Source organism: Sphingomonas sp. PP-F2F-A104-K0414 (genome assembly GCF_004340945.1).
In the GTDB taxonomy this organism is placed as follows: Bacteria; Pseudomonadota; Alphaproteobacteria; order Sphingomonadales; family Sphingomonadaceae; genus Sphingomonas.
Map to the genome: position 1 here is coordinate 40,304 of NZ_SLYD01000010.1, position 23,940 is coordinate 64,243.

The following is a 23,940-nucleotide window of genomic DNA, read 5'->3' on the forward strand; positions in this document are numbered from 1 at the left end:
TTACATAGTCAGGTTTGAGGTGTGGGCTTAGGTTCGATCGACAACGCGGATAACCGCGGATTTGCGGATTGGAAGAGCGTGCACGGTATCGGACCTATTCTCACGCCCTCGAACTCCGACGATGCCGCCCCGCCGCCGCTGATCTGCTTCTCGCACCTGCGCTGGGATTTCGTCACGCAGCGCCCTCAGCATCTGATGAAGCGGTTTGCGCAAGCACAGAGCGTGTTCGTCTGGGAAGAACACATCCCCTGCGACCATCCGCTGCCGTTCTTGGAACACCACCCGTTCCCCGCCGACAACGTGATCGCGTTGCGTCCCCGCCTCCCGCATTGGTGGAACGCGGAGCAGGTCGAGACAGGCTTGCGGCAACTGTTCAGCATGCTCGTCGCGACGAGCATTCGGACCAAGCCAATCCTCTGGTTCTACACCCCAATGATGCTCCCGTTCGCCGAGCATCTAGACGCCGCTGCGGTCGTCTACGATTGCATGGACGAACTGTCCGCCTTCCGCTTCGCCGACCCCGCCCTGCTCGCCCGCGAAGCGCGGTTGCTAGCACGCGCGGACCTCGTCTTCACCGGTGGCTACAGCCTGTACGAAGCCAAGCGCGGCCGCCACCCCGACGTCCATGCTTTCCCCTCGGCCGTCGACGTCGCGCATTTTGCACAAGCCCGCACCGGCAATGTCGAACCAGAGGACCAGCGCCACATCCCCGGCCCGAAGCTCGGCTTTTTCGGCGTCATCGACGAGCGCATCGACTTAGCGTTGCTCGACGCGGTCGCCGTTCAGCGACCCGACTGGTCGTTCGTGATGATCGGCCCGGTGGTGAAGATCGACCCCGCGCACCTGCCACGCCGCGCCAACCTCCACTGGCTCGGCGGACGCGGCTACGACGAACTCCCTGCCTATCTCTCGGGCTGGGACGTTGCGCTGATGCCGTTCGCGATCAACGCCGCGACGCGCTTCATCAGCCCGACCAAGACGCCCGAATATCTCGCCGGCGGCCTGCCTGTCGTCTCGACGGCGATCATCGACGTAATCCGCCATTACGGCGACGCCGCGGCCGTAGCGATCGCGTCCGACGCGCCCGCGTTCGTCGCCGCCTGCGAGGCCGCCCTTGCGCTTTCCCGCGAAGGCGCATGGCGCGACGAAGCCGACCGCCTGCTCGCCACGCAATCCTGGGACCGCACGCAAACCGCCATGGCCACCGAGATCGACCGCGTCTTAAGGGGGAAAAAATACGCTCCCGCCCCGAAACGCGAACGCTACGACACGCTGATCGTCGGCGCGGGGTTCGCCGGCGCGGTCCTAGCCGAACGACTGGCCAGCGACAGCGGCCAGCGCGTCCTAGTCGTTGACCGCCGCCCACACATCGGCGGCAACGCGTATGACGAGCATGACGCGGCGGGCGTGCTGATCCACCGCTACGGCCCGCACATCTTCCACACCAATTCCGCCGACGTGTTCGACTATCTCTCGCGCTTCACCGCATGGCGCCCGTACGAACACCGCGTGCTCGCCAGTGTCGACGATAAGCTCGTCCCGATGCCGATCAACCGCACGACGCTCAACGACCTCTACGGCCTGTCGCTCGAGGACGATGCCGAAGCCGCTGCTTTCCTCGCCAGCCGCGCGGAATCGGTCGAGGACATCCGCACCTCCGAGGACGTCGTCGTCGCCGCGGTCGGGCGGGATCTCTACGAGACGTTCTTCCGCGGCTACACGCGGAAACAATGGGGCCTGGACCCGTCCGAGCTCGACCGCGCCGTCACCGCGCGTGTCCCGACCCGCACCTCGACCGACGACCGCTATTTCACCGACACATTCCAGGCGATGCCGGCGAACGGCTACACCCGGATGTTCGAGGCGATGCTCGACCACCCCGGCATCACGCTTGATCTCGGCGTCGAATACCGCGACGTGATCGACCGCATCGACGTCGACCACATCGTCTTCACCGGCCCGATCGACGAGTATTTCGACTTCCGCTTCGGCAAGCTGCCCTATCGCAGCCTCCAGTTCCGCCACGAGACGCACGACGTCGCGCAGTTCCAGCCGGTCGCGGTCGTCAACTATCCCGACGAAGCCGTGCCGCAGACGCGCATCACCGAGTACAAGCACCTCACCGGTCAACTCCACGCGAAGACCAGCATCAGCTACGAATTTCCGAGCGCGGAGGGCGACCCCTATTACCCGATCCCCCGCCCCGAAAACCAGGCGCTGTTCAAACGCTACGAGGCGCTAGCCGATGCGGAGGAAGGCGTGACCTTCGTCGGCCGCCTCGCGACGTACCGCTACTACAATATGGACCAGGTCGTGGGGCAAGCACTCGCCACCTATCGCCGCATGGTCGCCAAGTCCGCCGTCCTCGAAACCCCCGTGATGGCCGCCGAATGACCCGCATCTGCCTGCTGACCGACAGCCTCGCCCCGTCCGGCGTCGGCGCACACATGATGACGCTCGCCGAAGGACTGGACGGAGACGAGATCGTCGTCGCCGCGCGGCCCGGCACGGGCCTGCTCGAACACGCCGCCGCCAAGGGTTATGCGGTGAAAGCGCTCAACGATGATGCAAACCTCGCACGCTGGCTCGACCGCGCGGCGCCCGATATCGTCCACGTCCATGCCGGTATCGGCTGGGAAGGCCACGCCGCCGTCCGCGCCGCGCATGCCGCCGGCGTCCCCGTGATCCGTACCGAGCACCTCCCCTATCTCCTCACCGACCCCGCCCAACGCGACGAGCATCGCGACACCGCAGCCGCGCTCGCACGCCTGATCTGCGTCTCGGACGCAGTCGGCGACACCCACCGCGCGGCAGGCGTCGATCCGGCACTCGTCGCGACAATCCACAACGGCGTCGGCGCGCACAAACCCTCGCGCTCCCGCGAAGCCCTCCGCAGCGAATGGGGCGTCGGCACTGCCCCCGTCCTGCTGATGGTCGCGCGGTTTGCGGAGCAAAAGGGCCACGCGCTCCTGCTCGACGCATTGCCGGCTATCCACGCCGCGCATCCGGACGCGATCGTGCTGCTCGCCGGCGAAGGCCCTCTCCTCACCCAGACCGCACGCGCCGTCGCCGCCCAAGGGCTGGCCGGTACCGTCCGCATGCTCGGCACTCGCGGCGATGTCGCCGACCTGATGACGCTCGCCGACCTGCTCGTCCTGCCCTCTGCATTCGAGGGCCTGCCGCTGGTCGCGCTCGAAGCGATGGCCGCAGGCCTGCCCGTCGTCGCCACCGTCGCGCCCGGCAATGCCGAAGCGATCGAGGACTGCGTCACCGGTCGCCTGACCGCCGCGGACCCGGCCAGTTTCGCCGATGCGATCGTCACGCTGCTAACCGACCGCGACCGCCTCAAGACAATGGCCAGCGCCGCGATCGAGCGCCAGCAAGACCTCTTCTCGGCCGATCGCATGATCGCTGACACGCGCGCGGTCTACGCCGCCGTGCAAGACCAAAACACAAAGGGAGACGGCGTGGAGCGGACACGGATCGGGTTCATCGGCGCGGGCGGCATCGCCAATCGCCATTTCGGCGTGCTGGAGCAGTTCGACGACGTCGCGATCGTCGCGGTCGCCGACGTCGACATGGCCCGCGCGACCGAGGCCGCCGCCCGCTTCGGCGCCCGCGCGTTCGACGATGCCGCGGCGATGCTGGCCGCGGCCGACCTCGACGCGCTCTACATCTGCGTGCCGCCCTTCGCACATGGTGAACCCGAACGCCTGGCGATCGAGCACAAGCTTCCGTTCTTCGTCGAGAAGCCCGTCGCGCTCGACCTCGGCACCGCGGAGGACGTCGCAGCCGCAGTCGACCGGCTCGGCCTGGTCACCGCGGTCGGTTATCACTGGCGCTATCTCGACACCGTGGACGAGGTGAAGGCGCTGCTTTCGGCGACCCCCGCCCGCCTCCTGTCGGGCTACTGGCTCGACTCCACGCCGCCGCCGCGCTGGTGGTGGAAGAAGGACGCATCGGGCGGCCAGATGCTCGAACAGACCACGCATCTCGTCGATCTCGCACGCTATCTCGTCGGCGACGTCGTCCGCGTCTACGGCCAGTCGAGCCATGTCGACCGCGCCGCCTTCCCCGGCCTCGACGTCGCCACCACCAGCACCGCGATGCTCACCTTCGCCAGCGGCGCGATCGCCAATTTCGCGTCGACCTGCCTGCTCAACTGGAACCACCGCGTCGGCCTGCACCTGTTCGGCGAAGGCCTTGCGATCGAACTCACCGACCGCGACGTGATGATCGACATCGGCCGCGGCCGCCCGGTCCGCGGCACCGGCAGCGACCCGGTCGTGCTGGAGGATCGCGACTTTATCGACGCGGTGCGCGGGGGCGAGAACCGGATCCGCTGCCCCTACCCCGCCGCGCTCGAAACGCTCCGCCTGGCGCTGGCGATCGAACGCTCCGCCGTCGAAGGGCGCGCGATCGACGTCCGCGAGCGCGAGGTGATCCATGTCTGAGTGGCGCCACGTCCGCTCGCTCGGCGTCGAACGTCCCAGCCAGGCCTATTTCTTCGGCTATGACGAAGCGCCCCCCGGCGACGGCCAGGTCCGCCTCGACCTGCTCTACACCGGGTTCTCAGCCGGCACCGAGCTCACCTTCGTCAAGAACAGCAACCCGTATCTCCACTCGCGCTGGGACGCAGGCCGCGGCGTGTTCGTCCCCGGCGAGCCGAGCGCGCACTATCCGGTGCCGTTCCTCGGCTACATGGAATGCGCGCGCGTCAGCGACAGCCGGGTCGACGATTTCGCCAACGGCGACGTCGTGGCCACGGTGTTCGGGCACAAGACCGGGCACACCGCGGATCCGTTCAACGACCTGCTGACCAAGCTCCCGCCCGAGCTCGATCCGATCCTCGGCATCTATATCGGCCAGATGGGTCCGATCGCCGCCAACGGCATTCTCCACGCGGATGCCGAACTACTCGGGCCCAACGTCGTCAACCTAGGCGACGGCATCCGCGGCCGTCCCGCTCTGGTGATCGGCGCAGGCATCGTCGGCATGCTGACAGCCCTGTTCGCGCAGGCTGCGGGCGCGGGCGAAGTCGTGATCGCCGACCCCTCCCCCTTCCGCCGCCTCCGCGCCGAATGCCTCGGCATCACCGCGATGACCGAGGACCAAGCCTGGGCGTATGCCAAGGCACGCTGGCTCCACGGTGGCGACGATCGCGGTGCGGACGTCGTGTTCCAGACCCGCGCCGACGCCGCCAGCCTCCACGCCGCGATGCGCGCGCTGAGACCGCAGGGCACCGTGATCGACCTCGCCTTCTACCAGGGCGGCGCCGACCGGCTCCGCCTCGGCGAGGAGTTTCACCACAACGGCCTCTCCTTACGCTGCGCGCAGATCAACCGCGTCCCCCGCGGGCTCGGTTTCCAATGGGACCGCCGCCGCCTCGCCAACGAGACGGTGAAGCTCCTCCTCGCCCGCGGCCCCGAGATCCGGGCGCAGCTCATCACGCACGTCGTGCCCTATGACGACGCCCCCAAGTTCATCGCAAAGCTGGTCGGCGAGCGACCCGAATTCCTCCAGATTGTCTTTAAGGTCGGCGATTGAGCACTCCACTCACTGCCGACGCCCGACCGATCCGCATCCTGTTCGTCTTCGCCTGGCTCGTCGTCGGCGGCGAGGAGACGGAGGTGCGTCTGCTCGCCCAGGCGCTCGACCCGACCCGCTACCGGATCGAGGTCGTCGCCTGCTTCCGAAAAGACGGCATGCCCGAGCAGACGCACGCGCAATTGGAAGCGATCGGCGTCCCCGTCGATCGCACGCCCTACGCGCTCGGCTTCGACGAGACCGTCGCCTATCTCGCGAGCAAGCTGCCCGCGTACGACGTCGTCGTATCGTGCCAGAATGTCGCGGACATCTATCCCGCGCTCGAACGGATGCACCTCCGCCCGCCGTTGATCGAGCATGGCGGCCTCGTCTCCGAAGCACTCGCCGGCCCCAAGCATTTCACCGCGCGCTATGTCGGCGTCTGCACCTCGATCCGCGATGCCGCCGCCAGCCGCATGCCCGGCCGCGAACACCACGCGATCGAAATCCCGTCGATGGTCGACACGCGCGCTTTCGATCCCGCGCGCCGCACCCTCTTGCGCGCGACACTTGGCATAGCCGAAGACGTACCGCTGATCGGCTGGCTAGGCCGTCTCGACCCGAAGAAGCGCGTTGAGGATTTCATCGAAGCCGCCGCCCTGGTCCATGCCCGCCACCCCCGCGCGCGCTTCGTGGTAATCGGCGGCCCCGACGCCTTCATCCCCGAATACGCCGTCGCCCTCCGCAACCGCGCGCACGCGTTCGGCCTCGACACCGCGCTCACCTTCCTCGGCGACCGCGACGACGTGCCCGACCTGCTCGCCGCACTCGACATCTTCGTCTGGCTCTCGCGCGGCGAAGGCATGCCGCATGTCATCGCCGAAGCCGGCGCCGCACGCCTCCCCGTCATAGCAACGCGCGACAATGGCTCCGAACAACAGATCGTCGACGGGATCAGCGGCCTGTTCGTCCCCCATGAAGATCCACCCGCAGTCGCCGCCGCGATCACCAATCTGCTCGAAAACCCGACAGTCCGGACCCGCCTCGGCACCGCCCTCCGCGCCAAGGTCGACGGCGAGTACGCCGTCGCCGCCGTCGTCCCCCGCTGGGAAGCCCTGTTCGCCGAAGTCCTGTTCGACCGGCCGCCCCTGCCCCGCCCGACCAGACTCTTCCGAAGCTTCCTGCAAGGCGGCTTCGAATCCTCTACGCACCGCCGCGCGCACGACCGCAAGCGTGTCGACGTCATCGCCGCCAGCCATCACGACACCCTCGCCGCGCATGATTACAGCGAACTCGCCAAGCTCGGCATCCTGACCGTCCGCGACGGCGTGCGCTGGCATCTGATCGAACGCAAACCCGGCTGCTACGACTGGTCCAGCCTCGACCGCCAGCTAGACGCCGCAAAGGCGATCGGCACCGAAGTCATCTGGGACCTGCTCCATTACGGCTGGCCCGACGACATCGACATCTGGACGCCCGCCTTCGTCACGCGCTTTGCGGCCTTCGCCGCCGCCGCCGCGCGCCACATCGGCCCGGCCGCGCCAGGCGAGACGCGCTTCTACGCCCCGGTTAACGAGATCTCGTTCTTCGCCTGGGGCGGCGGCGACGCAGCCTATCTCAACCCGTTCGCGCACAGCCGCGGCTACGAACTCAAGGTCCAACTCGCCCGCGCCTCGATCGCCGCGATGGAAGCGATCCTCGCGATCGACCCCGCGGCAAGGTTCGTCCACGCCGACCCGGTCATCAACGTCATCACCGACCCCGCCCGCCCGAACGACGCCCCCGCCGCCGAAGGCCACCGCCTCGCGCAATACCAGGCCTGGGACATGATCGCGGGCAAGGCATGGCCCCAGATCGGCGGCCGCGCGCCATTGCTCGATATCGTCGGCGTCAATTTCTACCACAACAACCAGTGGATCCACGGCGGCCCGCCGCTAGCCTACGACCACCCCCTCAGCCGCCCGCTCCACGCGATCCTCGCCGACGCCTACGCGCGCTATGGCCGCCCGATCTTCATCGCCGAAACCGGGATCGAGGGCAGCGCCCGCCCCGCGTGGCTTCGCATGATCCTGCGCGAGGTGAGGATCGCCCAATCACTCGGCGTGCCGGTCGAGGGAACATGCCTCTACCCGATCCTCGACCACCCCGGCTGGGACGACGACCGCTACTGTCCCAACGGCCTCCTCGCCTGCTCGCCGATCGTAAGCAACCGTATCCCACATGCCGCACTCGCAGACGTCATTCGGACTCGGCCACTTTTAGTAAATCCAGAGAGTGCCTGAACTAAAGCACGCTCGTATCTTCAAGGCAAACCTTCAGCATGTCTAGGTTTTTCAGCAAAAATCGAGTCTTGTGTAGCGGACTGCCGCCAGCTCTCTCGAAAGTATCAGATATACAATATTATCTAAGTCGACGCTTGGGTAGCTCAGCACAACTGCTCATGCTCCAGATTAAGAGGTAATTCCTATATTTTGTGAAATTTCACTTAAGCTGAATTTTGAACTCGAACGTCGAGATGGGTCGCATCGACACCTGCGATGTTCTGAGGACGGCAGATCGTAATTCCAGTAGCGCGCCACCTTTCGAATCAGCTTTCAATTCCTTTCTCGTAATAAGTATTACTCGAGCGGCTTCGGCTGCTTTGCAAGCGGAAGCCTTCTCTCGCTTACCCCACTCCAAAGCGACCGCTTCGCAACCCAGTGGGACGAGCGTTCAAGGCGCCAAACGACGCGTAAACAAACGTCTATTTGTCTTTGAACGCTGGATTAAAGTCTAACAGCGGACGGGGGCTTTCTACTAACAGCAGCCTGTTGGGCCCATGCCCCAAAGCCTGAACGAACGTCTGCTTACGATCATCGCCTTCCGAAAGCGGCCGGGCTGCAATCCACCAGTTTCACCGTAAATGCGGACAGTCCGCATGCACCTTATTACGCCGTATACTGTGAAAGCAGTGCGTTCTTGCCGCTTCAGGATCCGCTGCCAGAACGTGGTGCGGTCCTCGATTGGAGAAGCTTTTTTCGCCTGTGGGTAGCGGGCGTCTTTGCCGAATAACCTCAACCAACCGGCCGCCAATGCCCCTGCCTCCGCCACGACGTTTATGATAGAAGGCCACATGCTCAAGACGAGAATGAAGCGGGTCGCCGGTCGCGGCGTTCACGCGGTGCCGTGCCTTGCCGAGATCGAACCTCGATCGCGAACCTTTCCAACGAGGATCTGCTCGATTTGGCTGACATCTTCAAAGCCGAGCCCCGCCCGCCAATCGGGGATATGGCGTTCGCGGAAATGGCGCGTCGGAATATCAGTCTCTGAGCGCCCGTCGGGAACGGAGTAGCAGAATCCTATGCCCCACCGAGGCACATTGGTTGCGCAGAGGATTTCCCGCAACTTTACACGATCATAATAAGGCGACGACGCAGCGATGGTAGCGATTGGCACCCGGATCAATGAGATAGGAAATCTGGTCCGCGATGGCGGGGCCTTCTATCTGCGCCGCGCTGTTGGTGGGCGCTACGAGCTGGAACTGCACCGCACCCCCGTAAATCTGGCAGAAAAACGCGTACGGCTCATCGGCACATTGGTTGGCCCAGATCTGGTAAACGCTGACGGCGTTGGGCCAGCTTAGTGAGCCAGACATTTGTCCTGTTCAGTCGTCAGCCACTTGCCGCAATTCCGATTCATCCTGACTCATTGCCGTTGCGCACAAACCACGAACAGCCATCATCCCAGCCATGGAACAGCGGATTATTCACGCCTGCGGTCATGAGCAGGGTCATTACCTCACGGGCTTCGACAGCCAGCAGGAACGCAAAGCCAAGTGGCTGAAGACGACGACCTGTCGAGACTGCTTCGTTGCGGAAAAGCGAGCAGCGGAAGCCGCTGCGGCAGCGTTGAGCAACGCTGCTGTCTCCCACCTCGATCTTCCCCTGTTAACCGGCAGCGATCGTCAAATCAGCTGGGCGTCGACAATTAGGACCAAGCGGCTCGCAGCACTAACCAACCCTAACAGCGACGCCGACTGTTCCGCTTGTCTTCAGGTAACTGACGCCAAATGGTGGATCGATCGCCGCGATCTGACGGACGTCGATCTGATGGCGGCAGCGGCGCAGGCACCAGACCTCCAAAGCGCCACCGTGGTCACGGCGTCGATTACGGATATGCCTCGGACAGCATGATCATTCCGCCGGCGCCATCGCGACGACCAACCTGGCGAAGACGTTGCCGTCGATAGCACGAACTCAAACGCGATATCGTTTACGTGCCCACTTCTCGAGCTTCTAGCCAGTGCGAACCGTACCTCTGACGGCTCAGTGCTTTTAGGGTATACCCCCAGTGGACCTCTTTAATCGGGTTCGTTTTACGTCAAAAGTTTACGCATAAAAATCTGGTCAAGCTGCTCGGTTGGTCCGGCTTAAGCCTTGACCAAGAAGGACCATACGGCACCCGTTCAAACGGCACCGCAGTAGGCATTGTACGTGGCATCAGGGGTTTCTGAACTTGATCGAACCAGAGCTAAATTCGTGCGTCTGGATTCTCAAAAAGGATGGTGGATCGAGAAACTGAGATAGAAGGGGAAAACCGGTCTAGCGCCATCCGCCGCCACCTACGACATTGTGCATCACTGATTGTGCTTCTAGATGCATCCAATGAAACGCCGGGCTCGCCCACTCTCCAAGATATTGCATTCTATGGCGTTTCTCGTCCTGGCGGTGATCTTGCTGGTCCGGCTTGGCCCGCTCTGCGAGACGATGGCGATGGCCGCGCCTCCGGCTGCATCCGCGATGGTGGACTGCGCCAGCAAATCAGCAGGCGCTCCCATCAAAAAGGCCCCTGCGTCGGCCTGCGCCATACCGTGCGTTGCTGTTGCCGGCGAAACCGTCGAGCATATCGAGCTGGTTCCGTCCTCCCGTCTATCGCCTTGGCCGGCTCCACAGACCGGCCTTTTGGGCATGGCATACGCTCCGGCCACGCCCCCTCCGCAAACCGTGTGACGTCAAACACCATCACACGTAAATTTCGGAGAATATCATGACCAAGTTCAAGCTCATCAGCGCTGCCTTCGCCCTCACCCTGTCGACTGGCGCATTCGCCGCTGTCGCCAATTGCTGCGCCGACATGGCGTGCTGCAAGGACGGTGCGGACTGCTGCAAGGATAGCGCAAAAGCCAAGGCTGCGGACTGCTGCGATAATGCCAAGGGCGGCATGAAGCACGGTTAAAAGCTGGATAGGGGCGGGCAACCGTCCCTATTTTCTAGTCTACGTCTACTCGGCGCGGCACGCCGTCCCGCCACGGTCGCTGCGACGAGCGAAGAGTTACCCTCAGGGTTGAGGCTCTTCCCCGAACCGCATCCATCGTTCGTCCCATCTCGCGCGCGATTACCGCCAGAGTCTGTTTGGCCCCGATACGCTGACGAAGCTCGGCGTCATCATCATCGGTCCAAGACGTTCCACGTCGAGCGGTCAGCCCAAAAACTCCTCGATCAGGAGCAATCCCAAAAACCCGATGAAAAACATCGCGCTGATAAGCGGGGTGTCTGGCTTCTCATGCGCTTCGACCAACAGCTCTTCCGTCACGAGGTAGAGCAGCGCCATCAGACCGAAACTGAGAAACCCGGCGATGACGACGGGCGGAAACGTTGCAACGGGAGTCGCTATCGCCGCACCGATCGGCAGCAACAACGCGATCCCCATCGTAATTCCGATGATCCGCGCCTTGGACTTGATCGTCTCGCCCAACTCGGTCGTCACGGTCAGTCCGAGAAACAGCACCTCCAACGTCAACGCGATCGTCAGCAACACGCCGGCCTTCCCGCCAGCGACGAACGCCAACCCGAGAACTAGCCCGTCGATCAGGATATCCACTGCGACCGCGCCCAACATAGCGATCGGTCCACTGGCGCGACCCTCAAGGGCTTTGAGTGACAGCATCACGACTATACCAAGCGCGCCGCCTGTGAATGTCGCGATCGGTGAACCTTCGTGCATCACTTGGGGCAGGATCTCGGCTGCCGCTGCGGCGAACACGACGCCTGCCGCCAAGTGCTGCATAGCGCTTACGAAGGCATCGCTTGGCCGTCTCGATACCGCGAATAGCGAGCCGATCAGTACGGCGACGACGGGAATGAGCGTGAAAGCAACGGCCTGCATAGCTTAAGCCCTCACGCTGTCATGAGCCGAAGGCGGCAGTTCGATGTGTTTCCCTGATGGAGCTGGCAACTCGCGCCGTCCGAAACGAGCGTAGAGCGTCGGCAGCACGAACAAGGTGAGCAACGTTGCGGATATCAGGCCACCAATGACGACGGTCGCCAACGGCTTTTGCACCTCGGCTCCAGCACCATGACCAAGTGCCATCGGAACGAAGCCAAGCGACGCAACGAGCGCCGTCATCGCAACCGGCCGGAGCCGCGCCAGAGCGCCTTGATGCGCCGCTACCGCACGATCAATGCCTTGCCGCATCAGATCATGGATGGACGACACCATGACCAGCCCGTTGAGAACCGCGACACCTGATAACGCGATGAAGCCGACTGCCGCTGAAATGGAAAACGGCATGCCTCTTAGCACCAGCGCAAGGATGCCTCCGACCAACGCCAGCGGAACGCCGGTAAACACGATCAACGCATCCCTGACGGAGCCTAGCGCGCCGTAGAGCAGGAACATGATGACCACGAAACAGATCGGCACCACAACGCTGAGCCGATCGCGGGCGGATGCAAGGTTCTCGAACTGACCGCCCCATTCGAGATACGTGCCGGGCGGCAATTTCACCTGAGCGTCGATGGCTGACCGGGCATCACCCACGACACCGGCCACGTCTCGATCGCGCACGTTGGCCTGCACCACGACACGCCGCTTGCCGTTCTCGCGACTGATCTGGTTGGGACCATCGACCACCGAGATATCCGCCACGGTCGATAGCGGTACGAAGCCGCCACTGCCGGTCGGCACCGGGACCTGAGCAACCGCCGTCAGATCGGATCTTGAGCTTTCCGCCATCCGGATCACGACGGGGAAGCGACGATCGCCTTCAAAGATCACACCAGCCTGTCGGCCGCCAATGGCTGTGGCAACCGTGTCCTGCACGTCACCCGCCGTTACCCCGACACGGGACATGGCGGTGCGGTTCGGCCGAATATCGAGCATCGGCAAACCTTCGGTTTGTTCAACCCGCACGTCTGCTGCACCCCGCGTCTTTCGAAGGATGCCGGCGATCCGATCTGCGGTCGCGTTCATCTCGCCAAAGTCATCGCCAAAGACCTTGATCGCGATGTCGCCGCGCACGCCCGCGATCAGCTCGTTGAACCGCATCTGGATCGGCTGCGTGATCTCATAGGCGTTGCCCGGCAGGGTGGAGAGACGCTTTTCCAGCCGCTCCACCAGCTCTCCCTTGGACAGGCCGGGGTCGGGCCACTCCTTCTTCGGCTTCAGGATGACGAAGGTGTCGGTCGCGTTAGGCGGCATTGGGTCCGATGCGATTTCGGACGTGCCGGTGCGGGAGAAGGCGAAACGGACCTCAGGGGCCTTGGCGAGTGCCTTTTCCACCTGGAATTGCATGGCCTGGCTCTGATCGACCGATGTGCCGGGGATGCGGACCGCCTGAACGAGAATGTTGCCCTCATCGAGCTGCGGCAAGAACTCCTGCCCCAATGTCGTGAAAGCAGCCCCGGCGAGTGCCAGCGCACCGATCGCGACGCCGATAGTGAGGGTGGGTCGGCGCATTGCCGCATCGAGTCCCGGCTCATAGCGCTGCCGTAGGAACGTGACGACGCGGCTTTCCTTTTCCTCAACCCGTTTGCTGAGCCAGATCGCAATCGCTGCCGGTATGAAGGTCAGCGACAGGATGAAGGCGAACACCAGAGCGATGATGACTGTCAGCGCCATCGGCTCGAACATCTTGCCTTCGACACCCGTGAAGGTGAGCAACGGCGCATAGACAAGGATGATGATAGCCTGCCCGTACAGCGATGGCCGGATCATCTCGCGCGCCGATGCGGCGACAATCCCGAGACGTTGCTCGATCGTCAGCACGTCATCGCGACCATGCTGCGCCTCGCCCAAACGCCGTAATGCGTTCTCCACGATAATGACCGCGCCATCCACGATCAGACCAAAGTCGAGCGCGCCAAGGCTCATCAGATTGGCCGAAACACCCGCCTTCAACATGCCGATGCTGGTCAACAGCATCGTGATCGGAATGACGCAGGCCGCGATCAACGCCGCACGGAAATTGCCAAGCAGGGCAAACAGAACGACGATCACCAGCACCGCACCCTCGGCAAGGTTGCGGGCAACCGTGGCGATCGTGGAGTTCACCAGCTCGGTCCGGTTCATAACCGGCTTCACGACAACATCGACCGGTAACGAGCGGCCGATCTGCGTCAGCCGTTCGGCAACGCCCGTCGACACCGTGCGGCTATTCTCCCCGATCCGCATGACTGCGGTCCCAACGACGACCTCATGACCGTTTTCCGACGCCGATCCCATGCGTAGCGCCTGCCCGGTGCGAACGGTCGCGATCTGGTTGAGCAGTATTGGAACGCTCTCGCGGGTGGCAACGACGGTACGGGCCAGCTCGTCGGCGTTGCGGACACGCCCATCCGATCGAACCGCCAACCCTTCGCCGTTGCGGTTGACCACGCCAGCGCCCGCGCTGGTATTGCTGCGCTGTAGGGCGGTGGTGAGATCCTGAAGCGTTAGCCGCATTGCCGCCATGCGCTGTATGTCCGGAATAACGAGATATTCCTTGGTGTAGCCACCAAGGGAGTCGACGCCAGCAAGCCCGGCCGTGCTTTTGAGCTGCGGCGTGACGATCCAATCCTGCACGGTGCGCAGATATGTCGCCTTGTCGGCGTCGCTGACGAGGTGATCCCCCTCGGGGGTGATATAGCTGGCATCGCGTTGCAGGCCAGGTTCCCCGTTGCGATGATGGACCTGATCCAGCTCGCGGTATTCGACGGTCCACATGAAGATATCGCCAAGGCCCGTGGCGATCGGCCCCATCTCGGGGTTCACACCTTCGGGAAGGTCTTCCTCTGCGGTTCGCAGGCGTTCCGCGACCTGCGCCCGCGCAAAGTAGATATCGGTCTTTTCACCGAAAACCGCTGTGATCTGGGCAAAGCCATTGCGGCTTAGCGAGCGGGTATATTCAAGACCGGGAATGCCCGCGAGCGCGGTTTCGACCGTGAACGCAACCTGCTTCTCGATCTGATCGGGGGAGAGGGCAGGAGCAACGACGTTGATCTGCACCTGGTTGTTGGTGATGTCGGGTACGGCGTCGATCGGAAGCTGACGCAGCGCGCCAATCCCGAGCAATGCAGCCGCGATAGTGAGAAGCAGGACGAGCCAGCGCTTCTCGACGGAGAGGGTGACGATGCGACCGATCATGGCTCAGTCCTCATCCCCGCCCGCACCCTTGCCGAGTTCGGCTTTGAGCGTGAAGCTGTTGGTGGAAGCGATGCGCTCCGAGCCGGTAAGGCCTGCCGTTACGGTGACTTGCCCGCCATTAGTGCGGCCAAGCGTCACCGGAATTGCCCGGAAACCTGTCGCGGTGCGGACGAACACAAACGACTTGTCCTCGATCATCTGCACTGCGGCCGATGGTACAGCAACGGTACGGTCCCCGGTCGCAGGAACGAGGATCGATACGTTGACCGTCTCACCAACGCGCCATGTGCTGCCGGCGTTGTCGAGGGTGGCGATCACCGGCACCAATCGCGTCGTCTCGTCCAGAATGGGGGACACGAACGTAACACGCCCCTCCTGACGCCGCCCCGGTGCCGTTACTTCGACACGCACGCCGGGTTTCACCCGACCGGCATCGGTGGGGACGAGTGATGTGGTGACAGTGACCTTCGACAGATTGGCGACGCGGAACAGCTCTGCATCGGCCGCGACGGCTTGCCCGAGGGTGGCCGATCGCGCGATCACTTGGCCGGCGATCGGCGAACGAACCGCGATGCGGTTGAGCGCACCGCCTCCGCTGCCCGTCGCTGACAACTGCTGCTGCGCGAGGCGAAGGGCAATACTGGCCTCCGTCGCTGCCGTCCGCGCTGCAACCAGATCCTGCTCCGGCGAAACGCGTTCGGCAAACAGGCGCTGTTCGCGGCGAAGGTTCGATTGGGCGAGTGCGGAACGCGCGCGCGCGGCCTCTACCTCCGCTTTCAGTGATGCCGCTTCCCGGCTTTCGATGATAGCCAGCGGGTCTCCCCGGCTGACTGACTGCCCGAGATTGCGGGTGAGGGAAACGAGCCGACCGCCTACGGAGGTGGACACGACCTGCACGCCTTGAGGATCACCCTCGATCGTTGCCGATAGCTCGATCGCTCCGGCCACGCCGCCTACTGTAGGTCGCGTAACCTCTATCCCGGCATCCGCGATCTGCTGCGCGGACAGGGTGACGATATCCTTTGGACCCTCCTTGGCTTCGCCGGCCTCGGCACCTTCGGTCTTCTCGGCTCCGGCCTTCTCACCGGCCTCGCTGTTGCTACCCCCGCCGCACCCGGCAAGGAGGATAGCCAGGGTCACAGGCGCGAGCGCCCGTATGATGATCTTCGTCATTAATTGGTTTCCTCGGGCGAGGGCGCTGCGGCAACGAGCCGTTCGAGGCGTGCCTTGGCGTCGTGATAGGTGGCGAGCGCATCGATCGCGGCGGTTCGTGTTTCGGACAGGGTACGTTCGGCATCGAGCAAATCGAGCTGCCCAAACTTGCCCTCCCGGTAGCCTATCCGGGCAATACGAGCGGCTTCGCTTGCCGATGCCAATGCCGGCCCGCTGGCGTTACGAGCGGTCGTCGCGGCATTCGCGACGTTTGCCTGTGCGCTTGCGATATCCTGCGCGGTATCCAGCTCGGCGACGCGACGTAGCGCCTGCGCCTGATCGGTCTGCGCCCGCGCCTGCGCCACTGCCGCCTTGCCGTTGTTGAACAGCGGAAACGGGATCGACACCCCGAACACCGCTGCCACGTCGTTCGTAGCCTCAAGCCGGCGTGCGCTGGCGCTGAGTGTCACGTCGGGAATGCGTTGCGACCTGGCAAGCCGCACCTGTGCCTCTGCCGTTGTCACGTCTGCGCGGGTCGCTGCCAATGCCAACGTCCCTGCGGTCTCGATCGGCCGTGCCGGACCAAAGCCCTCGACGCGATTGAACCACGCCAAGTCCAACGGTCCCGTGAGGGGTTGGCTGATCCGTCGGGCAAGATTACTTTGCGCGACCTCGGCAAGCCGCTCTGCGCGCTCCACAGCCGTCTCCGCGTTGATCCGCAATACATCGGCGCGCTGCTGTTCGAGCGGTGATGCTCGCCCCGCTTGAACGCGGACGCCGGCTGCGCGCGATGCTTCGCGGGCGATACCGGCCTGCTCGCGCGCGGTCACCAGTCGGCGTTCCGCTGCGGTCGCCTCGATGTAGAGCTGCGTGATGGCAAGCCGTAGATCGGCCGCGGCCAACGCCGTGCCTATCCTCGCTCGATTACCAATCGCATCTGCGACAGCGATCCGTGCCGATCGTTTTCCACCCAGTTCGATCGGTAGTGCCAGACCTGCCGTTGTCTCGGCGCTGCGAAGGCCCCGATATTGACCGCTGCCGGCAATGTTCTCGGTCTCGGCGACGATCGACGGGTTAGGGCGGTAGCCGGCAACCGTGCGGCCTGCCTCTGCTGCCCGGACGCCTGCTGTGGCAGCCTCAAGGCTGGGGGCGGTCGCTCCGGCAAGTAAAAGCGCCTGATCAAGGGTGAGCGGGGGACTGGTCGATGTGGGATCGGCTGACTGCGCTTGCGCGATCGACGCGCACGACGCCACGGCCAATAAGGCCGCAATAAAACGGTGCATGGGTAATGGACTCCTGACGAACCTTGGGCGTCCGCACGGGCTTTCCCGACGGAATTAGGCGTTGGTCAGGCTTGGGGAGGACGTAGGGCTGGGTCCGACGCTGCCGGGGCCTTGGGCGCATTGCGCCACACCGATGCAGTCATACGAACGCTGCTGGCTGGTCCGGTTGAATCGGACGCGATCGGCACGCCGACATGATGGCCGTGGCAACCGCCATGATGGTGAGGATATGCCTTGTCGGCGTCTGCCGGCACTTGGTCGGCATCGCCGTCGCAATGATCGAGGGAGCTGACCGCTGTGGTATCAACGCACGTCACGCCTTCGGTCGCATGCGCGACTGATCCAAGCCCGAGCATAAGCACGAGCATGAAACTGAGGAACATGGCGGAAAGGCGGTGCATCGGCCCGCGCCTTAGCAGCTTACCGACTGCCATGTAACGACTGCTGGTAAGTAGCGGGGGCGGGTGAGGGCTCGCTACGCATTTCGGCGCGCGCCTGCCGCATGATCTGAAAACCGCCCGATATTCCCAACACCGCCATCAAGGCGGCGACGGCAAGATCAGGCCACGCACTGTTGAGGCCGAACACGCCGCCTGCGGCCAGTACGACGGCGATGTTGCCGATCGCGTCATTGCGCGAGCAAATCCATACCGACCTCATGTTCGCATCACCGCTTCGGAAGCGGTACAGCATGACCGCGACCACAAGGTTCGCGATCAGCGCGGCGATGCCGACTACGCCCATAATTTCGGCATGGGGCGTTGCGTCGTGGAGCGCACCCCATCCCGCTGCGAACAGGACATAGACGCCTAGCAAAGCAAGCGTCGCCCCCTTCAACATCGCAGCGCGTGCGCGCCAGGCTATCGCCATCCCGGCAACGCCAAGACTGATTGCGTAGTTCGCAGTATCCCCGAAAAAGTCGAGCGCGTCGGCTTGCAGGGCCTTCGATCCACCCGTGATGCCGGCCGCAATTTCGATAACGAACATGCCGCCATTGATGGCGAGCGCGATCCATAGCGCGCGCCGCCACTTGGGGTCGTTGAGAGTACCCGCCTTGTCGGACGCGCAGCTTGTGCAGGCCATGTTCGCCACCTCGATAGAATCGATCTGACAGCCTATATGCACCCTCTAGTCGCTAGAGGGTCAAGCGTTGTGTCTGAGAAACTTACGATCGGAAAACTGGCCGGTGCGACGGGCACGAAGGTCGAGACGATCCGCTACTATGAGCAGATTGGCTTACTGCCCGCACCTGCGCGATCGGCGAGTAACTATCGGACCTATGAGGGCGCGCATCTGCGCCGCCTGTCCTTCATTCGGCGTGCGCGGGATCTTGGCTTTTCAATCGATCAGGTACGCGAGCTTATGGGGCTGGCCGATCGGCGCGATCAGTCCTGCATCGCCGTCGATGTCGTTGCCAACCAACACCGCGACGCGATCAGGCGCAAAATCGTAGACCTCACCGCGCTTGCTGGTGAACTCGACGCGCTGATAGATTCCTGTAGCCGCAACACCGTCGCCGACTGCCGGATCATCGAGGCACTTGCTCCTTCTGCATAGTATCTCGCTGCTAACCCGATTTCCTGCAAAGGATCGTAGATCGTAGATCGGAGATACAGTGGGGATAATGCCAAGCCTTCTGTTCACTTAGTCCTAGTAAAATCCCCTCCGCCGTCCGGTGCGACAAGATGCCCGGATGCTTTGTCAATGACGTAAGCCGCGAGCCCTCCAGCGACTTGTAGCTGACCGTCTTTGTAGATCGCTGGCTGCTTATTGTTAGGATAGATGAATGGCTTTCCACCGCCTTGCGTGAGAACCCGAGTATTATTCAAAAGGAAGCTATCGCCGTTACGTTCGATCGTCATGGTATCCTTGACGACATTAACTTGAGCGCCGGAGAAGCCATTCTCGTGGCTTGTTTTGCCTCGTTCCCATTTGCCGACATATTCGCTGCCTGACTGTCCGCAGGCGGTCATTACCAACAGCACAGGTGAGATCATCCAACGCCGCTTCATTTTTCGTCTCCTCGGGAAGGATTCAACGCCGCAAGATAACGTCGTCTCCTGATATCGGCTATCGGCAATCGACATTACACCGTTGAGCGGCGCTGGCAGGCCATACAATCCCTGCCAAAAAGCCTCTCGGCAATCTGGGCTATCGAGACAATCTCATCAGTCACGAATGGCGGACTATTGAGGTTTGCGGCTAACACGGCGTTCTCGAAAAGGAAGGGCCAGTGAGAAAGCGGGCGTCGTTCAGTCGGCCCCGCCCTCATCTACGGCGCATTTCTCGAAATCTGTTCCCGAAATCATTTTCACGAAATGGTCTCGCGGAGATGGAGTTTCGGGAAAGCCAAGGTGGCTGCGATAGGTCCGCCGGGACACCCACGCTCGACAGCCCCCCTGCCCGCTCCGCGACAGACCGAGACATTGATCGATTTAGGGTCGGTGTTTTTCAGGTATACCCTCTGCGTTCCTACTCTGGCCGGTCCGATTTCCGCCAAAAAGGGACATTAAGAATTTAGCTCGGATTGGCCCTTTGGTCCGCCTGGAGTCCTAACCAAGGAGGACCAAACGGCACCCTACCAAACGGCACCGATGAAGCTTCATTGAGGGTTGAAGCTCTTCCTTCTGTCCGCTCGCAAGGCAGTGTCGGCGCGTTGCAGTTCACTGCTGGCGACCGTCCCACAAACGATGGTATTTCGGGATTATGGAAGGAGATCGGTTAGCCTGTTCCACCTGAGGCATCGGGAGCCGCCTTGGGGTCGGGATCCTGTGCCTTGCCTGTCGCGGGTGCCGCCTTGTGGCTCGGCATAGCGATGAGATAGGCGACGATCGCGTTGACGTCCTTCTCGGCCACCGGAGCCTTGTACACTTCGCGCATCTTGGTGACGGTCGCCTTCCACTGATCCGCCGATAGCGCAGGCTGGGTCAGCGCCATGCTGGCCGAGTGGCACGAAGTGCAGTTGGCGTTGATGACGTCGGCGTGCGGACCATCGGGGTAGGTAACGTCATCGACCGGCAGGTCGACGCTGGTCGAGGCGAGCGAAAAGCCGCGGGCTGAGACGCTGGTGGGCGGTGCCGGCTCGGATGTCTCGGAGATCGGGGCAGGCGCCTTGCGGCTGCTCGGCGCCCCGATCGAGACGAGGATAATACCGGTCAGGCCGATCAGGCCAGCGGCCATGATGCCGGTAGACGGGGTCTTCATGCTACTCGCTCCTCAGGCCGCGATGATGGTGGTGGTTTCGATGTTGCCGCGCATGAACCCGCCCGGGTTCCAGATCGGCTTCATCGGCTGGGCGACCCCATTGGTGTTCCAGCAGCGCACCATGATCGGGTTGGGACCGCGTCTCAGCGGCACGCGACCATCCCACCGACGGAAGCTGTACCTGCCCTCGTCCACTCCGAGCGTCGTCTTGTACCAAGTGCGCCCACCATCCGACGAGACATCGACCTTGGCGACGCCGCAATCGCCGCCCATCGCGATGCCGCCGACCGGGATCGACGCCTCATAGGCGATCGCCTGGCCATCGGGCAGGCTGGTCATCCAGCTGCGCGGGATCATGCGATTGATCGGCACGGTCGGGAAGTCCTTGGCACCGGGCGCGACATTCGCGCCGGGTGTCGCCGGTATCTTGTAGGCCTTGGCCATCCAATACTGGTCGTCAAGGCCGGGCAGTACCTCGATCGCGTTCAGCATCTTGACCCAGTAGGTCGAATACCAGCCCGGGACGATCAGCCGGCAGGGAAAGCCGTTGAGGAGCGGCAGCTGCTCGCCGTTCATGCCGAAGGCGATCATCACTTCGCCGTCGCGGGCATGGTCGATGTCGAGCGCCTTCTCGAAGTCAGGGGCGTCCGCCACAACCGGCTGATCGAGCGCGCCAAAGCGCACCTGTACCGCGCCTGCCTTGACCCCCGCGAGGTCCAGCACGTCGCGCAGGCGCACGCCGAGCCATTTGGCATTGCCCATCGCGCCGTTGCCCCATTGCGCGCCGGCGACCCGGGGCTGGAACAGCCCACGGCTGTTGCCCGAACACTGGTTGACCGCCGCCATCTCGACCCGCGGCAGGCGCAGCAGTTGGGCGAGGCTAATCGACAGCGGTCGGTTGACGTGGCCGAAGACGTTGAGGCGGAAGCTCTCGACGTCGATCGAGGTTGGAATGTCGGCCCAGTGCCAGCGAACGAAGAACTGGTCGTTGGGCGTGAACACCGACTTGTCGAACACGTCCATCGGCGTCTCCAACAGCGGAGGATGGATGCGTTGGAGGATCATGCTGCCCTTGCCAGGAAAGGCGCTGGTCATCGGCCGCTCGGCATTGCCGCCAGGCAGCTTCAGGTCGACGAGCTGCTGCGCCAGCGCAGGTGCTGCGGCAAGGCCGGCGGTGCCGAGCGCCGTACGCCTGAGAAAGCGGCGACGGCTGGTTTCACTCGCCAGCGCGGCGTCAAAATTGTCCATGACAAGGCTCTCCTGTGGCCAGCCACGCTGGCGGTTCGAAGCGGCGTTCTGCAAGTGATCGGACCGATTGATCCGATCATCAGGGTGGATCAGTTCGGGGTAGCGATGCAGGGCGAGACGAACAGGTTGCCGCGCCATGCTCCGGCGAGTGTCTTGGCACCGACCAGCAGCCACATCGCCGCGAGCGCGACCGTCAGCACTGTGCCGACAATACCGAAGAAGCCTAGGTTCAGCGTCGTACCGAGGCGGAAGGTGGCGACGGTGTAGACGCCGAGCGGGAAGGTATAGCCCCACCAGCCAAGGTTGAATGGGACGCCGGCGCGCCAGTAGCGGATGGTGATGAGCGTCGCGAGCGCCAGCCACCACAGGCCGAAACCCCACAGACAGAGCCCGGCGACGACGCCGATCCCTTGCGCGACGGTACCGACACCGACCAGCCCATGCGCCGCGAGGATCGCCGGCGCATCCGCCCCAAGCACCAGCATACCCAGCGCCCCGGTGCCGATCGGCCCCAGCGCAAGCCAAGAGGATGCCGCCATGCTCTCGTGCGGGAGCTTGTGGAGCGCCATGCGCAGGATCAGGATAGCGAGGATGCCAAACGCGACCGGCACCGAATAGGCCCACAGCACGTAGGAAGTGGCGAGCGTCACGATCTGCGCGTGAGGATCGGTCAGATGCGGCGCGAGCAGCCCGCCGCTGGCACCCGCCACTTCCGCTGCGACGACCGGCAGCAGCCATACCGCAGTCATGCCGTCCAGGCTGTGCTCGTGGCGGGTAAACATCAGGTAGGGGATCAACACGCCGCAGGCGAGCGACATGGCGACGTCGATCCACCACAGGACGTGTGCGACCGGCACGATGCCGTTACCGAACCGCGCGATCCCGAAGGCGAGGCATCCGTTGATGATCGTCGCCAAGCCCATCGGAATGGTCCCGATGAACATTGACACGGTGTTGTGGCCGAAGATGCGCCGTGCCTCATGCCCGAACATCGCCCAGCGCGCGCCATAGAGACCGGCGAACAGGATGAAGAGCGCGATGTTGAAGAACCACAACACCTCGCCAATCGGTTTGAGCGCGGGGCCGATATTGGGCACCTGCGGCAGCGCGAGAGCGAGGATGCCGGTGCCCATCGTCGCGGCGAACCAGTTGGGTGTGAACTGGCGGATCATCTCGCGCGGGTGATCGAGCCTGCTTAGCGGCTTGAGGCCGGTCAGGGCCGAAGGTGCGTCGGCAGTCATGCGACCTGCTCCTTGATGAGGTCCGTCAGCGCGTCGGCCGCGCGGGTGCGATAGCGTTCCTTGTGGCGCAGCGCGTGGAAGGCGCGATCGGGTAACCCAAGCGGCAACTCGACCAGATCGCCGGCCTTGAGCGCGCGTGCGACGACCAATCGCGACAACACAGCGACGCCGGCACCGGCCTCGACCGCGGTACGCACCGCCTCGTTGGACGGCAGCGTCATCGCTACTGTCAGCTGGGCCGGATCAAACCCGCGCGTTCGCAGCACGTCCTCGAAGGTCGAGCGCGTGCCCGAACCCTGCTCGCGGACGATCCAGCGTGCAGCGCGAAGCCAGTCCTCGTCGACGCGCCCGGCGTCCTCATGGCCGACCAGCACCATCGGGTCACGCCCGACATTCCAGAGGGCGAGCGCCGGTTCGTCCACCTCGCCCTCGACGAAACCGAGCTCCGCCGCGCCGCTCAGGATCTGCGCTGCTGCACCTTCGGTGTTGTCGATCGCCAGTTCGACCGCGATCTGCGGGTGGCGTTCGTAGAAGGAGGCGAGCTTTGCCGGCAACCAGTAGCTCGCGATCGTCTGGCTTGCGACGATCCGCAACGAACCACGGGCAAGCCCGGCATAGTCCGCCAGCATCGTCTCGGCATGCGCTGCCCGCCCCAGCACTGCGCGCGCTTCCTCCAGAAAGCCGCGGCCTGCTTCGGTCAGCTGGATGCCACGCCCGACACGGTGAAACAGAGGAACCCCGTAGCGCGCTTCGAGGGCCGCGACCGCGCCGGAGGCAGCGGACTGCGTGACGTTCAGCACCTCCGCTGCCTTGGTGACGTGTTCGCGCTCGGCGACACCGACGAATATTCTGAGTTGCTCCAGGGTCATGCAGCTTATATCGCGCAATCTTATCGATACGACCAA

Annotated in this window: 19 protein-coding genes; 8 read left to right on the forward strand and 11 right to left on the reverse strand. The window is 63.7% G+C overall.

The window, feature by feature from the left end:
* The first annotated feature begins 78 nt into the window (after window positions 1-78).
* From glf to C8J46_RS18845, 7 genes are all read left to right on the forward strand, one after another.
* The gene (gene glf / locus C8J46_RS18815; protein ID WP_243643515.1) at window positions 79-2,394 is read left to right on the forward strand and encodes a UDP-galactopyranose mutase; all 2,316 of its coding nucleotides are present in this window, start codon (window positions 79-81) and stop codon (window positions 2,392-2,394) included.
* Window positions 2,391-4,454 (forward strand): glycosyltransferase, encoded by a 2,064-nt coding sequence (locus C8J46_RS18820; protein ID WP_207894232.1) that lies wholly within the window; start codon window positions 2,391-2,393, stop codon window positions 4,452-4,454. Before glf ends, C8J46_RS18820 begins: the two co-directional genes overlap by 4 nt.
* A complete protein-coding gene (locus C8J46_RS21130; RefSeq protein ID WP_207894233.1) occupies window positions 4,447-5,547 on the forward strand; it encodes a zinc-binding alcohol dehydrogenase in 1,101 nt (366 codons plus the stop codon). Before C8J46_RS18820 ends, C8J46_RS21130 begins: the two co-directional genes overlap by 8 nt.
* Complete coding sequence (locus C8J46_RS18825; RefSeq protein WP_132742232.1) at window positions 5,544-7,808, forward strand: glycosyltransferase family 4 protein; 2,265 nt, start codon at window positions 5,544-5,546, stop codon at window positions 7,806-7,808. Before C8J46_RS21130 ends, C8J46_RS18825 begins: the two co-directional genes overlap by 4 nt.
* 1,136 nt (window positions 7,809-8,944) lie before the next feature.
* The gene (locus C8J46_RS21330) at window positions 8,945-9,148 is read left to right on the forward strand and encodes a DUF5818 domain-containing protein (protein ID WP_132742233.1); all 204 of its coding nucleotides are present in this window, start codon (window positions 8,945-8,947) and stop codon (window positions 9,146-9,148) included.
* Window positions 9,149-9,254: 106 nt separating this feature from the next.
* Window positions 9,255-9,698, forward strand: coding sequence for a hypothetical protein (locus tag C8J46_RS18840; protein WP_132742234.1), 444 nt, complete (start codon window positions 9,255-9,257; stop codon window positions 9,696-9,698).
* A gap of 853 nt (window positions 9,699-10,551) precedes the next feature.
* On the forward strand, window positions 10,552-10,740 hold the full coding sequence (locus tag C8J46_RS18845) for a hypothetical protein (RefSeq protein WP_132742235.1): 189 nt from the start codon (window positions 10,552-10,554) through the stop codon (window positions 10,738-10,740).
* Between the two features lie 243 nt (window positions 10,741-10,983).
* On the opposite strand, the gene C8J46_RS18850 is transcribed toward C8J46_RS18845, so the two are convergent.
* The 6 genes from C8J46_RS18850 to C8J46_RS18875 form a co-directional block, all read right to left on the reverse strand.
* Complete coding sequence (locus C8J46_RS18850) at window positions 10,984-11,670, reverse strand: transporter (RefSeq protein ID WP_132742236.1); 687 nt, start codon at window positions 11,668-11,670, stop codon at window positions 10,984-10,986.
* Between the two features lie 3 nt (window positions 11,671-11,673).
* A complete protein-coding gene (locus C8J46_RS18855; protein ID WP_132742237.1) occupies window positions 11,674-14,907 on the reverse strand; it encodes a CusA/CzcA family heavy metal efflux RND transporter in 3,234 nt (1,077 codons plus the stop codon).
* A 3-nt stretch (window positions 14,908-14,910) separates the two neighbouring features.
* Window positions 14,911-16,080 (reverse strand): efflux RND transporter periplasmic adaptor subunit, encoded by a 1,170-nt coding sequence (locus tag C8J46_RS18860; RefSeq protein WP_132742238.1) that lies wholly within the window; start codon window positions 16,078-16,080, stop codon window positions 14,911-14,913.
* The gene (locus C8J46_RS18865) at window positions 16,080-17,342 is read right to left on the reverse strand and encodes a TolC family protein (protein ID WP_132742239.1); all 1,263 of its coding nucleotides are present in this window, start codon (window positions 17,340-17,342) and stop codon (window positions 16,080-16,082) included. Before C8J46_RS18865 ends, C8J46_RS18860 begins: the two co-directional genes overlap by 1 nt.
* 65 nt (window positions 17,343-17,407) lie before the next feature.
* On the reverse strand, window positions 17,408-17,743 hold the full coding sequence (locus tag C8J46_RS18870) for a hypothetical protein (RefSeq protein ID WP_132742240.1): 336 nt from the start codon (window positions 17,741-17,743) through the stop codon (window positions 17,408-17,410).
* Window positions 17,744-17,762: 19 nt separating this feature from the next.
* Window positions 17,763-18,425, reverse strand: a complete 663-nt coding sequence (locus tag C8J46_RS18875) for a cation transporter (RefSeq protein ID WP_132742241.1) — start codon at window positions 18,423-18,425, stop codon at window positions 17,763-17,765.
* A 36-nt stretch (window positions 18,426-18,461) separates the two neighbouring features.
* On the opposite strand from C8J46_RS18875, the gene C8J46_RS18880 reads away from it, so the two are divergent.
* Window positions 18,462-18,899, forward strand: a complete 438-nt coding sequence (locus C8J46_RS18880) for a helix-turn-helix domain-containing protein (protein WP_132742242.1) — start codon at window positions 18,462-18,464, stop codon at window positions 18,897-18,899.
* 83 nt (window positions 18,900-18,982) lie between these two features.
* Here C8J46_RS18880 and C8J46_RS18885 read toward each other — a convergent pair whose 3' ends face one another.
* From C8J46_RS18885 to C8J46_RS18905, 5 genes are all read right to left on the reverse strand, one after another.
* Entirely contained in the window at window positions 18,983-19,354 is a 372-nt protein-coding gene (locus tag C8J46_RS18885; protein ID WP_132742243.1) for a hypothetical protein, read from the reverse strand.
* A 709-nt stretch (window positions 19,355-20,063) separates the two neighbouring features.
* Complete coding sequence (locus tag C8J46_RS18890; RefSeq protein WP_055817270.1) at window positions 20,064-20,546, reverse strand: cytochrome c; 483 nt, start codon at window positions 20,544-20,546, stop codon at window positions 20,064-20,066.
* Between the two features lie 12 nt (window positions 20,547-20,558).
* Window positions 20,559-21,794: a molybdopterin-dependent oxidoreductase gene (locus C8J46_RS18895; protein WP_056637869.1), complete on the reverse strand. Its 1,236-nt coding sequence runs from the start codon at window positions 21,792-21,794 to the stop codon at window positions 20,559-20,561.
* 89 nt (window positions 21,795-21,883) lie between these two features.
* Complete coding sequence (locus C8J46_RS18900) at window positions 21,884-23,035, reverse strand: TDT family transporter (protein ID WP_056626653.1); 1,152 nt, start codon at window positions 23,033-23,035, stop codon at window positions 21,884-21,886.
* Window positions 23,032-23,904: a LysR family transcriptional regulator gene (locus tag C8J46_RS18905; RefSeq protein ID WP_056626652.1), complete on the reverse strand. Its 873-nt coding sequence runs from the start codon at window positions 23,902-23,904 to the stop codon at window positions 23,032-23,034. Before C8J46_RS18905 ends, C8J46_RS18900 begins: the two co-directional genes overlap by 4 nt.
* Window positions 23,905-23,940 lie beyond the last annotated feature (36 nt).

Excerpts from the sequence above, each read along its gene's own strand:
- C8J46_RS18820 (WP_207894232.1), top strand. The coding sequence starts at position 2,391 with ATGACCCGCATCTGCCTGCTGACCGACAGCCTCGCCCCGTCCGGCGTC.
- C8J46_RS18850 (WP_132742236.1), bottom strand. The coding sequence starts at position 11,670 with ATGCAGGCCGTTGCTTTCACGCTCATTCCCGTCGTCGCCGTACTGATC.
- C8J46_RS18890 (WP_055817270.1), bottom strand. The coding sequence starts at position 20,546 with ATGAAGACCCCGTCTACCGGCATCATGGCCGCTGGCCTGATCGGCCTG.
- C8J46_RS18880 (WP_132742242.1), top strand. The coding sequence starts at position 18,462 with ATGCACCCTCTAGTCGCTAGAGGGTCAAGCGTTGTGTCTGAGAAACTT.
- C8J46_RS18870 (WP_132742240.1), bottom strand. The coding sequence starts at position 17,743 with ATGCACCGCCTTTCCGCCATGTTCCTCAGTTTCATGCTCGTGCTTATG.
- C8J46_RS18855 (WP_132742237.1), bottom strand. The coding sequence starts at position 14,907 with ATGATCGGTCGCATCGTCACCCTCTCCGTCGAGAAGCGCTGGCTCGTC.
- C8J46_RS18845 (WP_132742235.1), top strand. The coding sequence starts at position 10,552 with ATGACCAAGTTCAAGCTCATCAGCGCTGCCTTCGCCCTCACCCTGTCG.
- C8J46_RS18840 (WP_132742234.1), top strand. The coding sequence starts at position 9,255 with ATGGAACAGCGGATTATTCACGCCTGCGGTCATGAGCAGGGTCATTAC.
- C8J46_RS21130 (WP_207894233.1), top strand. The coding sequence starts at position 4,447 with ATGTCTGAGTGGCGCCACGTCCGCTCGCTCGGCGTCGAACGTCCCAGC.
- C8J46_RS18860 (WP_132742238.1), bottom strand. The coding sequence starts at position 16,080 with ATGACGAAGATCATCATACGGGCGCTCGCGCCTGTGACCCTGGCTATC.
- C8J46_RS18885 (WP_132742243.1), bottom strand. The coding sequence starts at position 19,354 with ATGAAGCGGCGTTGGATGATCTCACCTGTGCTGTTGGTAATGACCGCC.
- C8J46_RS18865 (WP_132742239.1), bottom strand. The coding sequence starts at position 17,342 with ATGCACCGTTTTATTGCGGCCTTATTGGCCGTGGCGTCGTGCGCGTCG.
- C8J46_RS18905 (WP_056626652.1), bottom strand. The coding sequence starts at position 23,904 with ATGACCCTGGAGCAACTCAGAATATTCGTCGGTGTCGCCGAGCGCGAA.
- C8J46_RS18900 (WP_056626653.1), bottom strand. The coding sequence starts at position 23,035 with ATGACTGCCGACGCACCTTCGGCCCTGACCGGCCTCAAGCCGCTAAGC.
- C8J46_RS18875 (WP_132742241.1), bottom strand. The coding sequence starts at position 18,425 with ATGGCCTGCACAAGCTGCGCGTCCGACAAGGCGGGTACTCTCAACGAC.
- C8J46_RS21330 (WP_132742233.1), top strand. The coding sequence starts at position 8,945 with ATGGTAGCGATTGGCACCCGGATCAATGAGATAGGAAATCTGGTCCGC.
- C8J46_RS18895 (WP_056637869.1), bottom strand. The coding sequence starts at position 21,794 with ATGGACAATTTTGACGCCGCGCTGGCGAGTGAAACCAGCCGTCGCCGC.